At 62.6% G+C, this 1,181-nt stretch carries 1 protein-coding gene; it reads right to left on the bottom strand.

Annotated elements, in window-relative coordinates:
- The coding region (gene ppsA / locus AC1DYM_RS22990; RefSeq protein ID WP_477342366.1) for a phosphoenolpyruvate synthase at positions 1-1,181 on the bottom strand (1,181 nt) is incomplete at both ends.

Raw genomic sequence — 1,181 nt, forward strand, 5'->3', positions numbered from 1 at the left:
ACTTCGCACATCATGATCACGCGAAGGTCTTTTTCGCCGCGCTTGAGGCCGTGCTGCGCCAGCAGGTCCGTGACCTTCTTCGCCTGGCCCAGGGTGCGGACAAACGGCACCATGACCTCAACGTTGACCAGGCCCATGTCGTCGCGCACGCGCCTGAGCGCTTCGCACTCCATCGCAAAGGCTTCGCCGAAATCAGGGCTGAGGTAGCGCGACGCGCCGCGAAAACCGAGCATCGGATTTTCTTCCTCGGGCTCGTAACGTGAACCGCCGATCAACTTGCGGTATTCGTTGGACTTGAAGTCCGACAAACGCACGATCACCGGCTTGGGCCAGAAGGCCGCTGCGATGGTGGCCACACCTTCGGTCACCTTGTCGACATAAAAGGCACGCGGCGAGGCATGGCCGCGCGCCACGCTTTCCACTGCTTTTTTCAGGTCGGCATCCACGTTGGGGTAATCAAGAATCGCCTTGGGGTGCACGCCGATGTTGTTGTTGATGACRAATTCCAGMCGYGCCAGGCCGACACCGTGGTTGGGTATCTGGCAGAAGTCAAACGCCAGCTGGGGGTTGCCGACATTCATCGTGATCTTCAGGTCGATCGGCGGCATCTCGCCTCGCTGCACTTCCGTCACTTCGGTCTCCAGCAGGCCGTCATAAATGTTGCCGGTATCGCCCTCGGCGCAGCTCACGGTGACGAGCATGCCGTCTTTCAGCGTTTCGGTGGCATCGCCGCAGCCGACCACTGCCGGGATACCCAGCTCGCGCGCAATGATGGCCGCGTGGCAGGTGCGCCCGCCGCGATTGGTCACGATGGCACTGGCGCGCTTCATCACCGGTTCCCAGTTCGGGTCGGTCATGTCCGTCACCAGGATGTCGCCGGCCTGCACCTGGTCCATGTCCTTGATGTCGTGGACGATGCGGACTGCGCCCGTGCCGATCTTCTGGCCGATCGCGCGGCCCTCTGCCAGCACGGTGCCGGTGCCCTTGAGCTTGTAGCGCTGCTCGGCCTTGCCCTTGGACTGGCTCTTGACGGTCTCGGGACGCGCCTGCAGGATGTAGAGCTCGCCGTCGATGCCGTCCTTGCCCCACTCGATGTCCATCGGGCGGCCGTAATGCGCTTCGATGATCAGCGCATAGCGGGCGAGCTGCTCGACGTCGGTGTCGGTCAGTGAATAGCGGTT

This window comes from Luteibacter sp. P1_D3, from assembly GCF_056406135.1.